This window comes from Rossellomorea sp. QJM3NY_18, assembly GCF_056173145.1.
On record NZ_CM149659.1, the window covers coordinates 471037 to 484138 of the forward strand.

Genomic DNA, 13102 nt, shown 5'->3' on the forward strand with positions numbered 1-13102 from the left:
GGACGGACCTCATTTTATTATTTCTCCGTTGTGATCATAAAACAGTTGTCTTTTTCGTTGACGTGCATGCAGTAGGAGGATGGATACGTCATGCCCATTTCTTTCCGGAGTTCCTTTGGGATGTGGACTGTTCCTTTTTCTGAGATGTAGCGTTTGTTATGGGTGGAGTCCCGCGTGGCCTGCTTAATATAGAGGCAATTATTTTGATAGACGAGCTCTGCAAGTTTTCCCGGCAGCAGTCCAAACTTCTCCCTCCACTTATGGGGAAGAGTGATTGTACCGCTTTTACTGAAAGGTTTGCTCCCATACATCATACTTAACATTCGCATCACCTGCCTTCACTATCATATTGTTCTCTTTTTACCTTCCCTGAGAAAAATAAACACCAATTTGAAAAATTAGGAAAAATGGCGGGGGTTCTTGGACGGAATAGGGAGGATAGAAGGATGAAAAGGAGATTGTCAGCAGTGTGATAGGGTGGAGGGGGCTTATAGAAGGAAAGAATCCTGTGAAATCCGTTGGTCCATCTTATTATTTACTCTCTTCATACAGGTTCCCTATGTTATTATTATGTGTGTTGTGAAAGTAAATGAAACGGATGAAGATACTCTCATATTTCAGTCTTATGAGTATTTTTGATAAATGAGTAAGAACTGAGAAATCATAGGGGAAAAGACTATTGGAATTTAGGTGAACTTCACATCATGAAACAAGCTAAAGATATTGCCTTAAAAATATCCGTCACCTATGTATTATTAGGCGCATTATGGATTGTGTTTTCAGATTATGTTTCCATGATCATTGCACATGAAAAGCTTAGTATGTATATTTATTTTCAGCGCTATAAGGGCTGGCTATTTACGTTTGTAACAGGTATCATCATATTTTTCCTGATATACCGCCGGACCAATGAGCTGATTGTCTCCAACGATAAACTTTCAAAAAAAGAGAAGCAGTTGCAAATAAGGAATCAGCATTACCATTCGTTGTTCGAACAAAACCCCGATGCCGTCTTAGAGCTGAGTTTAGATGGGCATGTGGTATCTGTAAACGCAGAAGCCGAGGGATTGCTTGAATTCACCCATGAAGAGTTAAAGGAAGTGAAATTCAGCAAGTTCCTGGATGAAGAAGAAATGAAGCGGGTGACAGGCTATTTTTTCGCTACGTTCAAAGGCATCGCATCTACCTTTGAAACCAAGATCCATATCGGCGATAATAAAGGAAAGATCCTCAGGTGCTCCCTTGTTCCGATTCTCATTAATCGAGAGGTGACAGGAATGTTCGCAATCGCAAGGGATATCACATTGAATCGGGAAAACGAAGAAATGGTCGTCGCATCGGAGAAACTTTCCGTCATTGGTCAGTTAGCTGCTGCCGTTGCCCATGAAATTCGAAACCCGCTCACATCTCTCAAGGGATTTATCCAACTTATGCAAACGACCAATACCATCAACCACGATCATTTGGATATAATGCTCTCTGAAGTGGATCGAATTGATTTGATTTCAGGTGAGATGCTGATTCTTGGAAAACAACAAGAAACCCACTTCCGTCATGAAAGACTCGATGAGATTCTTCAGCAGGTCCTTGTCCTGATGGAAGCACAGGCTAACCTTGATAATGTGTCCATTACATATGAGAACCTGTCTGCAAAACCTTTGTATGTGTTAGGCGAGTCAAATCAGCTTAAACAGGTTTTCATCAATATCATTAAAAATGCCGTGGAAGCCATCCCCCCATCCAGGGATGGGAAGGTCTCGATCACTTTGGAAGAGCAGGGCAAAAACGCACAGGTAATCGTGAAGGATAATGGAGTCGGCATGGAGCCAGGAAGAATCGAACATCTGGGAGAACCGTTTTACTCGACGAAAGAAAAAGGTACGGGCCTCGGACTTGCAGTATGCAAAAAAATCATCCAGCGCCATAAAGGACATATACATTTTCAAAGTGAAAAAGAAAAAGGAACGGCAGTTGAAATCAGTTTACCCACCTGCGGAAGATGAGAATCCTTCTGCCTTTGCCGATTAAGAAAGGACGAAACGAATGAATTCAATCTCAAGCATCATCCATTCACCATTACTACAGAAAAACTGGGAAGAATCCGGGTTTACTGCATTCACTCCCGTACAGGAAAAAGTCGTACCCCTTATCATGGAGGGGAAAGATGTCGTATGTGAATCACCAACGGGGACGGGGAAAACCCTGGCATATTTACTGCCGATCATTCAGACAATCGATCCATCAAGAAAACAGGCACAGGCTGTCATTCTTGCACCTTCAAGAGAGCTGGTCATGCAGATCCACCAGGAAATTCAGAAATGGGCCAAGGGCACGGACATAACGAGTGCTGCGTTCATCGGTGGGGCGAACGTCAAGAAACAAGTCGAAAAGCTGAAGAAAAAGCCGCATATCGTAGTCGGCACAACAGGTCGCCTGATCGAACTGATGAAAATGAAAAAATTGAAGATGCATGAAGTGAAAACCATCGTCGTCGATGAATTTGACTTAATGATTTCTTCAGAACATATCCGGGAAGTAAAGGATATCATCAAATCGACCTTGAAAGAGCGTCAGGTGCTTTTCTTCTCTGCAACTTTATCAGATGAAACGGAACAAGTAGCAGAATCTCTCTTACAGAACCATGAAATTGTCAAAATGGAAGCCAACCTCGACAATCCAAAAGTCGACCATGTCTTTGTTTATAGTGAGATGCGGGACAAAATGGAAGCACTCAGAAGCATCTCTTACTTCAAAGGAATCAAGGCTCTTGTATTCTTCAATCAATTAGAGAAACTCTCTGAAATGGAAGAGAAGCTTAAATATAAGGGAGTCGAGCTTGAAGTACTCGCAGGAGACTCGAACAAAATGGAGCGTAAGCAATCCCTTGACCGTTTCCGCTCCGGGAAGGTGTCCATGCTTCTGACAACGGATGTGGCTGCACGCGGCCTCGATATCACGGATGTCACACACGTAATCCATTTCGATTTCCCGAGTGACACGAAGCAGTACATCCACCGTTCAGGAAGAACCGGACGTATGGGTGCAGAAGGTACCGTCATCTGCCTCGTATCCAAGCGTGAACTGAGCTTCCTTGAAAAACTGAGCAACGAACTCAACCTCCCCTTCCAGGAAAAAACCATCCGCGGTGGCGGACTGCAACAACCGGAAACCAAATAAAAATAGAGGTCCGTCCCCGGATGTGAGGGACGGACCTCTATTTATTTTTAAGTTGCCGCTATTTTTCATACACAATCTTGCCGTCCATCAGAGTCATCCATACACTCGTCTCAAGGAGTTCCTCCGTATCAACTTCGAAAGGATTCCGGTCCAAAACGGCTAAATCAGCTTTCTTCCCGACTTCGATCGTTCCTAAATCATGTTCCCTGAAGTTTCCGTAAGCAGGGATTTTCGTGTAATGGATCAGGGCATGGGCCAACGAAATTTTCTCATGAGGATTCCATCCGCCCTGAGGAGAACCGTCTTCGTGCTTCCGTGTGACGGCCCTGTACAGGCCGAGCATCGGATTCAAGTCCACAATCGGAAAGTCCGTTCCGAATGCAATGGCTGCGTCATGCTTCTCCAATGAACCGATCGGCCATGTATAGCGTGCCCGCTCCATACCGAGTCTGTCCAGATACGCATGGGAATCCATCGAACCCGACGTGAGATGCTCCGGCTGGATGGATGCAATGACTCCGAGCTCCCTGAATCGCTCGAAATCTTGTGGGTCGCATACTTCAATATGTTCGATCGTATGCCTTGAGTCCCTTGTACCATTGACCTTCCTCGCATTCTCATAGACATCCAGGCCCAAACGGACAGCGGCGTCCCCGCAAGCGTGCAGGCGAATCCTGAACCCTTCCCGGTCAGCCTCCTCGATCCATTTTTGATATACATGTGGTTCATAAATGGTCCCGCCAATTTCTGCCGGCCGGTCCGTGTATGGCTGAAGCAAATAGCCTGTATACGTCAGGGGGACACCATCGAGGAACTGCTTCAAACCTGAAAACTGAAGCTTATCCGATTGATACTTCTCCCTGAATTGAATACCACGCCTGAGATCACCATCCAGCACGTCCAGGAAGTGAATGCGTGTCGTCAGTTCCCCTTTTTCTTCAAATTCCCTATAAAATCCGGGATCTCCCAATGTATAACCGGGAAGAGGCAACATGTCAGCAACGGAAGTGATCCCGTAGGATGCTGTCTTCTTCAGCATTCCGTTCATCAATCCGTCCTTTATTTTCTTTTCAAATGTAAAAGCTTCCGCTACATACTGTACTGCTGTCTCATATAAAAATCCGGTTGGATCACCGTTTGCATCTTTTTCAATTTTACCGAAAGGAGGTTCGGGAGTATCCCGGTGGATCCCCAATTTTTCGAGGGCAGCCGTATTCAGCCATGCGCTATGTGCTTCTTCATTGAGCAGAACGACGGGACGGTAAGGCAGGTATCGATCCAGTGAGTGGCGAGTGGGAATGGTCTGGTCCGGCCAGCGGACATGATGCCATCCAAATCCAAGTACCCACTCCTCATCGGGATGTTCCCGGGCATAATCAGCCACCATTCTCGCCGTCATATCCTCTGTGGTACCAAAAGTCAGTTGACAAAACCCTTCAAACATCGCTCCTAAAAACCAATGAAGATGAAAGTCATGGAACCCTGCCGTCACCAGGCGGTTTCCGGCATCCCTCACGTCCGTAGAGGGTCCTATGAAACTCTCCATCTCCGAACGGGGACCGACCCCAATGATCACATCATCCTTTACTGCCACGAAGCCGTCGATGGGAGAAGTTGCATTCCCGGTGAATAGGGCAGTGCTTACCAGTATTTTATGGGCCTTCATCGTCATCCCCATCCTTTTTCATCTGTTACATCGATTGTAACCAGATGAAGGAAAGAACACAAACGGTGAATGAATAAAAACTTTACCTGACAAGAAGGCATTGGAAAAACCCACGTTGAATACATAAGGAGAACAAGTAGAAAAGGAGAATGAGAATGTTGACACGAACCTTTCCGGCACTGGAAACAGAAAGATTTCGCTTACGGCAGATGAAAGTAGGGGATGCTCCCCGTGTTTTTGATTATTTCTCGAAAGATGAAGTCACCCGATATTATGATCTGGAATCGTTTCAAGAGGAAAAACAGGCAATAGAGATCATCGAGAAGTGGAACGAGAGGTTTCATTTAAATGAAGGGATCCGTTGGGGGATTGCTCTGAAAGAATCCGACGGGATCATCGGCAGCTGCGGGTTTCATCAATGGGAGAAAGAACATTTTAAAGCCGAGGTGGGGTTTGAGGTTCATCCATCCTATTGGAGACAAGGGGTTATCACAGAGGTATTACAGCCGATCCTGAGATACGGCTTTGAAGAAATGAATCTTAATCGGATTGAAGCGTATTACGATCCGGAAAATGTGGCATCGAAGAGGAGCCTCGTAAAAGCCGGCTTTACGTTTGAAGGCGTATTGCGAAAAGCAGCATTTGAAAAAGGCGTTTTTTTTGATGCGGCTGTTTGCTCTTTATTAAAAGAAGAATATTGAACATAAATTTAAGACGCTGCTTATGCCTATACCACATAAACAGCGCCTTAACTTAAGTAAATCTTATTCAATTAACTTTACTATCCTTTCTTACTAATACACATACTTAACATTCATTTAACATTAAATTAATGGTCTTGCATGGTTTATTAGTTTATTTTCATTTGCCGCTGATTTTCCCACACGCCCACATGTTACGAAGATAGTTTTCACGGGCTATCTCCTTGCGTACCATGATGTTAGCATGCTTCGCTTACACTCTTCATTGGAATCATCTCCTGAAATAAGATTGCGCATTCCCGCATATCCACACATCTTGAAATCAGTTTTCACGGGCCGATCTCAAAAGCGAGATGTGATGCTGACATGCTTTGCTAACTCACTTCATTGGAATCACGCCTTCCTTTAAAGATTGTTTTGTGAATCATTTATTAATTATATATTAACAAATTATAAAATTAATGCAAATGTTCAGAATAATCAATATAGTGCGATTTTGACTGGTTTTTGAATTGAAATGGGCGGTTATCTTACTTTATCTTAATTTTTCTTGTTTTTTTAAAAGATCTTTGGAGTAGTAGCTTCGGAAATCGGATTCCAAAAAGACGGAGACCGTTCCTTTCCGCTGCAGGTGCTCGCTTTCCGCGGGGCGTGAGTTGAGCCTCCTCGGGCTTTGCCCTGTGGGGTCTCAACTTTCCCGCTTTTCCCGCAGGAGTCGAGCACCTTCCGCTTCAATCCACTCTGTGCTTCTTCATTAAATATCACTTATAAGGAATGGATAGGTGAAACACTAAATTCTTTTTAAAAATTTTGAGCGTGAATTCTAAAGCAAACTTTAAATAAATAATCTTTCATTTAAATAATTTTTATTACTGGAGAAAAAGCCTTTAATCCAATCTCCTCCTAAGGTAATTCTCCTCCAGATCCATTTCCCTGTTCACCAGCAATTCCATTTGTTCTAGATGATGGGTTTCTACTACGGGGTCGAGTGCAGACCAGTGGATTTTGTTGACGAAGTAGTAGTTTCTGATTTTCCTTAGTATTACCAGGGAGTGGGGGAATTGGTCGAATTCTGCTTTTATGCTGTTGAAGCGGGTAAAGCCCCATTTTGTTAGTTTCATTGTTTATCACCTAATGTTCTATTACCTTTTCTTTCAATATATTAATCCTCCGGGAGCATATCCGATTTAAACAAACGTTTGATTAATTTTAAACAAACGTTTGTTTAATGTTTCAAAACATTTATTTTACTAGGGTTCGGGGGATTAAACAATCGTTTAACAGTATTTACATATCCAGTCGTGCATCTCTTTCGTCCTGAGATTGTCATTGCTATTCACAAAGGGCTCTTGTTATGATGAGAAGGTTATGAATCGCAAAGAAAAGCTAGGAGAATGAGCTTTGAATAAAGTATTATCCAACTATTCCATTTATCCATATGAAGCAGATAAGAAGGAGATCCCCGTGGCCCCGCTCCATAAGGGAGAAACCACGAAGCAGCTGATATCCTCCCATGACGAGGATGCTTTTTTCTTTCGGACGATGGAAGAAGCGGGCATTCATCTGAATGCTGCTCAGATTGAAGCGGTCCGTCATGTGAAAGGACCATGCCTGACCCTTGCCGGTGCGGGGACGGGAAAGACGACGGTTCTCGTTTGCCGTGCAGGCTACTTGATGGCTGTGAAAGATATTCAGCCGAGAAATATTTTGCTGGTCACTTTCACCAAGAAAGCCTCAGAAGAAATGAAACAGCGGATCGCGAGACTTCCGGGAGCAGAGCATGGTGGACAGGTTCATGCCAGCACGTTTCATGCCCTGTTCCTTTATTTACTCAGATCCCGTCATTACACACAGGAAGTGATCGGGAACGAGCGCTATAAACAAATCATTTTGAAACAGCTCCAGAGAGAAATGAATATTTATGATCCATATGACGCCGAGACGCTCCTTGCCAAGCTTTCTCATTATAAGCTGAATCAGAAGGATATACGGGAGCTCCCTGAGAAGTCAAAGTCAGAAAAAGAAGTGCGGAGCATCCTTTTAAAATATGAAGAGTGGAAGCGCATGAATCATAAGATGGATTTTGATGATATTTTGTCAGAGGCGTATCAATTACTATTGGGAAATCCGAATCTGCTGACTTCCCTTCAGCACCGTTTCCAGTATGTGATGGTCGATGAATTCCAGGATACGAATCTGGTTCAATATGAGCTTATTAAACTGATAGCGGCTCATCGTAATTTGTTCGTGGTCGGGGATGATGATCAAACGATCTACACCTTTAACGGCGCACGGAACGAATTCATTTTGGATTTTGATGAGGAGTTTCCCGATGCCAAAGTCGTGACCTTAAAAGAAAACTACCGGTCAGACGCTTATATCATCGGACTCGGAAATGAAGTCATCGGGCGGAATGACCACCGGAGGAAGAAAGAGCTGATCGCTACAAAAGTGGAGGGACAGAAGCCTCTCTATTCAAGACCCGCCACAGCTGATGAAGAAGCCGTCTGGATCACAGAGGAGATTCAGAGATTACGAGATGAAGGCTATGGTTATGGAGATATGACGATTCTCCACCGTACGATGAGCAGTGGGCGTGCCGTCTTTGAGCAACTCCTATTAAAGGAGATCCCCTTCACACCATACAATCAGAAGGATTCCCTTTTCTATGATAACTGGACCGTGAAGCCCGTGGTGGATTACTTGAGATTATCGATCGTCCCAAGAAATTTCTCAGCCATGGAATCGCTGTTGCCCACACTTTTTATCCGAAGAGACCGGGGAATGGCTCACATCCTGGAAGAAGAACAGAAAGAGCGGAAGAAGTATCCCCTCATTCACTTAACGACTTTATCCGGGTTGAAGCCTTTTCAGGTGAAGAATGTGAAAGAACGGATGAAGTTCCTGAAGGAGATCGGGGACCAATCTCCGGAAAGTGCCATCAAACGTATCAGGAAGGAATTCTATCACCAGTACATCGACGCCCAGGAATCTCACGTGGTGACCGAACAGAAGGAGCTCATTAAAGAAATGCTGGACGAGCTTGAAGGCTCGGCCAAGCGCTTTGATACGATTTCAAGCTTCATTACCTTTATTGATGAGATGAAAGCGAAGTATGAGGAAATCTATTCGAATCAAAGAGGAAGCAAGGATACGGACAGTGTATCCCTTATGACGATTCACCGGTCAAAGGGCCTTGAGTTCCCCGTCGTGTTTTTAATCGGGGCCATCGAAGGGAATCTTCCCCACAGTTCAGCCCTTAATGCCAATAAGCTCGAGGATAAGGTCTACAAGGACCCGAGCCAAAAAGAGAAGGCAACGGGTGCAGTGGAGGAAGAAAGGCGCCTTGCCTATGTAGCCATCACAAGGGCAAAAGAGAAATTGTTCATTTCTTCCCCGGCCTATTATCAAGGGGAACAGCGGAAGAGCTCGCGTTTTATTGCGGATCTATTCAAACAGACACCACACGCGGAGCCGAAACCATCTAAAAGAGTGAGAAGTGGAAAGGTGAGTAAGATTCTTGCATGGGTGTGCACAAATGCCAAGTGCATTGCCTGGCAGCGGACCGAAACCCATGAAGATACCGAATCCAAGGTTTGTCCCCTTTGTTCAAGTCCGATGAAACTGGGAGAAAAGGACATTATCGAATAAAAAAAGCCCCGGCGTCCTGGAAAGTGAAGGACGCAGGGGCTTTTTTGCGGTTTATAGACCGTTCTATAAAAATCAACAAATGCTGCAAATACACATGTCAATCAATAAACCGATCCCTCACTGCGAAAAATGATCATCACGTGAATCAACCTTCTTCGAATCATTCGAATCCAAAGCCTGTCTTAGAAAATAAATAAGAATACCCATGATCATTCCGAGTATCACGATAAAACCAATGGTGATGGTGATTCCCATAAGCCCCACTCCTTTTTTCTGACTCTTTCATGTACATGATTCTATACGTCTACTATCAGTCTATGAAAAAGGAGTGGAGATATATTCGACCCGAAGGACAAAAAGGTTCGCGATTTTACGTTCGGTCAATCAAAACGGCACGAACCGGGGAACCATCCCCTTCTTTAAGGGGAAGGGGGAGGGCTATCAGTTCGTATATCCCAGGTGTTACATGGGTAAGGTGGATCCCTTCCAGAATTCCGATGTCATGTTCTCGCAAAGAGTGATGGGCCTCCAATTCCTTGCTGTCCAAAGGATCAACAGAGGGAAGATCCACCCCGATCAGATCAATGCCCTTTTCTTTTAAAAAAGGGGCAAGTTCTTTCGTGATAGGGGGAATGTGCCTGGGGAATCGGTTTGGATCACTCCAGGCGTTGGTTTTAAACAGAACTTTTTTGACATCAGCCAAGTCGATCTTCATTAATCGTTCAGGACTGATTTCAGGCTCACCTTCCAACGAAACCACGATGGCCGGTCCCATAAAACGTTCTGGGGCCATATCGAGGATCCGGTTCCCGTCACTGTCGAAGTGGAAGGGGGCATCCACATGGGTCCCGGTATGGGAGCTCATGGTCAGCTGGCCGACATTGACGGATCCCGTTTCTTCCTTCGTCCAGTTCAAGGAAAAGGAAAAAGGCGTGTCTCCCGGCCAAACAGGGGTTTCATTATACAGTGGTCTTGAAATATCGATCATTTTCATGAGTGCCTCATCCTTTCTGTGTTAAGCGACAACGTTCCGTGTATTTTCAAACTGCTTGTATTCTTCTTTTTCCATGATGTTTTTCAAGATATGAATCGTCCCCCATACATCTTCGTACGACGAATAAAGAGCCACAGGTGCCAGCCGGATCACATTCGGTGCCCGGAAATCAGGTGTCACCCTGTTTGCTTTCAAGGCTTTACAGATCCTCGCTGCTTCCTCATGCTGCAGGCTGATATGTCCGCCCCGGCGTTCATCTTCAAGGGGGTTACAGATGGTAAACCCATAGCCGTTAAGCTCCTGCTGGAATAAATCCATCATGAACCTTGTAAGAGAAAGGGATTTCCGCCTCAGATTCTCGATCCCGGCTTCTTCAAACAACTGAAGGGAGCCGAGTAAGGGGGCACTGCTCAAAATATGGGGGGTCCCGATTTGATAAGCACCGGCAGAATCAGCATGAGAGAGCGTATGATCCATATCAAACTGCGCATCCTTCCGGGAACTGAACCAACCGGAAAGACCGGGCTTTTTACCCCTGTGCCGGTTGTGAACGAACAATCCCCCGACACCCCCCGGTCCGCTGTTTAAATATTTGTAATTGCACCACACCGCAAAGTCCACCCCGTCTTCGTGCAACTGATGAGGAAGGGCGCCGATCGAATGAGCGAGGTCGAATCCGATGACAATATCACGTTTATGGGCTTCCTCCGTCAAGTGTTTGATATCCAGCAGCTGACCGCTTCGGTAAAGAACGGACGGAAGGAGGATAAGGGCAATCTCATCGGTCATTTGAAGAATGATGTCTTCCTCACGCAGTGTATATCCATCCCTGCTTTTCACCTGGACCAAATGCTCGTCAAAGGGATACCCCTTTAATTCCAGCTGACTTTGAACCGCGTAAATATCCGAGGGGAAAGTCAGTTCATCTGCGAGTATCTTCGTTCGTTTTCCATGAGGTTGATAGAAGGTTGCCAGTAACTGATGAAGATTCGTCGTGATGGAACCCGTCACAATGACTTCTTCCTGTTCTGCACCCACTAAAGGAGCCGTCATTTCTCCAAGCTTCTCAGAATAATAGAACCACGGCTCCTGCCCGTCCATCCAGCCATCGATGCCATGTTCCTTCCAATCATTCAATGAGGTCAAAAGCGATTCCTCGGCTCGCTTCGATAGCAGGCCCAAGGAATTCCCATCCATATAATAATGATCTTCCTTTATGTAGAATTCCTTTCGGAAATGGGCAAGCGCATCCCGTTTATCCATCTCTTTGGCGTGTTCCAACGTTAATGCATGTGTCATCTCTATCCCACCTTTAACAGTCTTACCAAAATGATAATCGAAATGATTTGAATAGTAAAATAATTGTTTTGTAAGAGGGGTGGTTTTTATGCATTATTAAATAAATTATTCAAAAATGTATAAAAAGTCAAAATAGTCTGGTATAAATGGATTAATATAATAAAATTCAGTGAAATTATTCATCATTGAATAATCCGGTGAAGATGAAAGGAGTGACCAGGGTGACTGAGACGAAAAAAAGTTGGAATGAAAACGAAGCAATCCTTCACTCATTGCAGGACGATGTTTTGGTAACGAATACAGATGGAATCATCTTGAAAGTCAGTGAGGCGACTGGTGGTATTTATAATGTGAAATCAGAGGATATGGTAGGGAAATCCGTCTATGATCTTGAGAAAGAGGGAATCTTCACACCGATTTTAACTCCATTGGTATTAAAGGAAAAAAAGAAAATTACGCTGGTTCAGACAAGTAAAGAAGGAAAAAAGCTCCTGGTTACAGGGATTCCGGTTTTTCATGAAAATGGAGAGCTTGTGCGGGTCGTCAGCTATTCACATGACGTAACAGAATTATTGAATATGAAGAAATACTTAGAGGACATGGAAGATGAGATGGAAAGGGTGAAAAGTGAACTCGAAATCCTCAGGAGCCGTCATTATTATTCGGAAGGGATCATTGCCACAAGCGATGAGATGAAGAGGGTTCTCCAGATTGCCCTGCAGGTGGCGGAAGTGGATGTGAATGTCCTATTGTTAGGGGAATCCGGTGTCGGTAAGTCCCATATTGCAAAATTCATCCATAATAAAAGCCAAAGAAAAGGGGGACCTTTCATTGAGGTCAATTGCGGTGCGATACCGGAATCCTTATTTGAAGCGGAGTTCTTCGGTTATGAACCCGGCTCGTTCACCGGGGCAGATCGCAAGGGGAAGGTTGGATTGGCTGAACTTGCAGAAGGCGGTACTCTGTTTCTCGATGAAATCGGGGAGCTGTCACAACCTAATCAAGTGAAAATCTTGAAATTCATCCAAGAGAAACAATTTTACCGGGTCGGTGGTACGAAGCAAAGGAGAGTGGACTTCCGGGTCCTGGCAGCGACGAACAGGGATTTGGAGATGGCAGTTGAGAACAGGGAATTCAGGCAGGATCTATTCTTTCGTCTGAATGTCGTTCCCATCACCATTCCGCCTTTAAGGGAGCGGACATCGGATATTATTACGATGATCGATTATTTTGTAGGTTATTTTTGTGAAAAATATCAGCGCCGGAGGACATTGGATGAAGGGGTGATCCATCAGCTTCTAATTCAGGAGTGGAAAGGGAATGTCAGGGAGTTGATGAATCTGATCGAGAGACTGATTGTCACATCTTCCAGGCAGATCATTGAAATGGAGAACCTTCCAGGGCGATACATAAAGCATAGTGGGGATCTTTCCGGGTTGGACCGTGAAGGACAATCACTGAAGAACATCCTTGAAGCGGTTGAAGAGCAGGTGCTGAAGAAAGCGAGGCAGCAGTATAAAACGACGACTGTAATGGCACAAAACCTTGGGATCAGTCAGCCTTCAGTAGTCAGAAAAATGAAAAAATACAGAATTGGATAAAAAGTTGGCATGA

General features: G+C 44.6%; 11 protein-coding genes. 5 read left to right on the forward strand and 6 right to left on the reverse strand.

Annotated elements, in window-relative coordinates; genetic code table 11:
• Positions 1–17: 17 nt before the first annotated feature.
• Positions 18–323: an AbrB/MazE/SpoVT family DNA-binding domain-containing protein gene (locus AC0VXY_RS02455; protein WP_475526765.1), complete on the reverse strand. Its 306-nt coding sequence runs from the start codon at positions 321–323 to the stop codon at positions 18–20.
• 381 nt (positions 324–704) lie between these two features.
• Between AC0VXY_RS02455 and AC0VXY_RS02460 the strand changes: the two genes are divergently transcribed.
• Positions 705–2003 (forward strand): ATP-binding protein, encoded by a 1299-nt coding sequence (locus tag AC0VXY_RS02460; protein WP_435993670.1) that lies wholly within the window; start codon positions 705–707, stop codon positions 2001–2003.
• A 40-nt stretch (positions 2004–2043) separates the two neighbouring features.
• On the forward strand, positions 2044–3177 hold the full coding sequence (locus tag AC0VXY_RS02465) for a DEAD/DEAH box helicase (protein ID WP_475526766.1): 1134 nt from the start codon (positions 2044–2046) through the stop codon (positions 3175–3177).
• Positions 3178–3235: 58 nt separating this feature from the next.
• Here the strand turns inward: AC0VXY_RS02465 and AC0VXY_RS02470 are convergent, their stop codons facing one another.
• Positions 3236–4843, reverse strand: coding sequence for an amidohydrolase (locus AC0VXY_RS02470; protein ID WP_475526767.1), 1608 nt, complete (start codon positions 4841–4843; stop codon positions 3236–3238).
• A gap of 155 nt (positions 4844–4998) precedes the next feature.
• Between AC0VXY_RS02470 and AC0VXY_RS02475 the strand changes: the two genes are divergently transcribed.
• On the forward strand, positions 4999–5544 hold the full coding sequence (locus AC0VXY_RS02475) for a GNAT family N-acetyltransferase (RefSeq protein WP_475526768.1): 546 nt from the start codon (positions 4999–5001) through the stop codon (positions 5542–5544).
• A gap of 887 nt (positions 5545–6431) precedes the next feature.
• Here the strand turns inward: AC0VXY_RS02475 and AC0VXY_RS02480 are convergent.
• Complete coding sequence (locus tag AC0VXY_RS02480; protein WP_435993662.1) at positions 6432–6665, reverse strand: hypothetical protein; 234 nt, start codon at positions 6663–6665, stop codon at positions 6432–6434.
• Between the two features lie 280 nt (positions 6666–6945).
• On the opposite strand from AC0VXY_RS02480, the gene AC0VXY_RS02485 reads away from it, so the two are divergent.
• The gene (locus tag AC0VXY_RS02485; protein ID WP_475526769.1) at positions 6946–9195 is read left to right on the forward strand and encodes a UvrD-helicase domain-containing protein; all 2250 of its coding nucleotides are present in this window, start codon (positions 6946–6948) and stop codon (positions 9193–9195) included.
• Between the two features lie 117 nt (positions 9196–9312).
• Here AC0VXY_RS02485 and AC0VXY_RS02490 read toward each other — a convergent pair whose 3' ends face one another.
• From AC0VXY_RS02490 to kynU, 3 genes are all read right to left on the reverse strand, one after another.
• Positions 9313–9450: a hypothetical protein gene (locus AC0VXY_RS02490; protein ID WP_200908415.1), complete on the reverse strand. Its 138-nt coding sequence runs from the start codon at positions 9448–9450 to the stop codon at positions 9313–9315.
• 115 nt (positions 9451–9565) lie between these two features.
• Positions 9566–10189 carry an arylformamidase gene (gene kynB, locus AC0VXY_RS02495; RefSeq protein ID WP_475526770.1) on the reverse strand — a complete coding sequence of 208 codons (624 nt, stop codon included), beginning with the start codon at positions 10187–10189 and terminating at the stop codon, positions 9566–9568.
• A 21-nt stretch (positions 10190–10210) separates the two neighbouring features.
• Positions 10211–11488: a kynureninase gene (gene kynU, locus AC0VXY_RS02500; protein WP_475526771.1), complete on the reverse strand. Its 1278-nt coding sequence runs from the start codon at positions 11486–11488 to the stop codon at positions 10211–10213.
• Positions 11489–11709: 221 nt separating this feature from the next.
• Between kynU and AC0VXY_RS02505 the strand changes: the two genes are divergently transcribed.
• On the forward strand, positions 11710–13089 hold the full coding sequence (locus AC0VXY_RS02505) for a sigma-54 interaction domain-containing protein (protein WP_475526772.1): 1380 nt from the start codon (positions 11710–11712) through the stop codon (positions 13087–13089).
• Positions 13090–13102: the final 13 nt, after the last annotated feature.